The sequence below is a fragment of the Bradyrhizobium algeriense genome (assembly GCF_003062295.1).
Lineage (GTDB): Bacteria > Pseudomonadota > Alphaproteobacteria > Rhizobiales > Xanthobacteraceae > Bradyrhizobium > Bradyrhizobium algeriense.
In genome coordinates, this window is the sequence record NZ_PYCN01000205.1 from 1 (window position 1) to 582 (window position 582).

Here is a 582-nt window from a genome sequence, read left to right on the forward strand (position 1 = left end):
GGCCGTCGGCCACGGCGTTTCCGAACTGGCGGCCGCCTTCGGTTTGGCGCTCGAAATGGGTGCGCGCCTCGAGGATATCGCAGGCACGATCCATGCCCATCCGACCCAAGGCGAGGCATTCCAGGAGGCAACGCTCAAAGCACTCGGACACGAACTCCATATCTGAGGTCGAGATCATGCCGATCACGATTTCAGCTTCGGCTGCGGGGCATTCATCATCCAAACGATGACGACGGAAAGTCTCTACAGCAGCTGTCTCATGGCGAGCCTCCCGAAACTCGGGTGCAGCAACGGAGCGTCAGTTGCTGACGGGGAGGATCAAACGTTACAGCAAGGCGGGCTCGGGTTAGAGATATCATCTGCGCGCCGAGGACCTTCCGCCAACCACGAAAGCCTTCTGTGCCGACAGCAATACGCTAAGCTCCAGTGCGCATACTAAACGATCTGATCGCGAGGGTCGATGCCGTTCACTTCTGCTTTCAAGAATGAACACAAAGCCGCCTTTCTGCGTGGCGACGATATCTAGGCATATTGAGGAACGTGACAACTCCTCTCAAGGGGTAGATCAAACAATAGAAGCAT

At 56.5% G+C, this 582-nt stretch carries 1 pseudogene; it reads left to right on the plus strand.

Annotated features, from left to right (window positions below):
- A pseudogene (locus tag C7G61_RS43135) lies at positions 1-166 on the plus strand (dihydrolipoyl dehydrogenase); the annotation flags it as partial.
- Between the last annotated feature and the right edge of the window lie 416 nt (positions 167-582).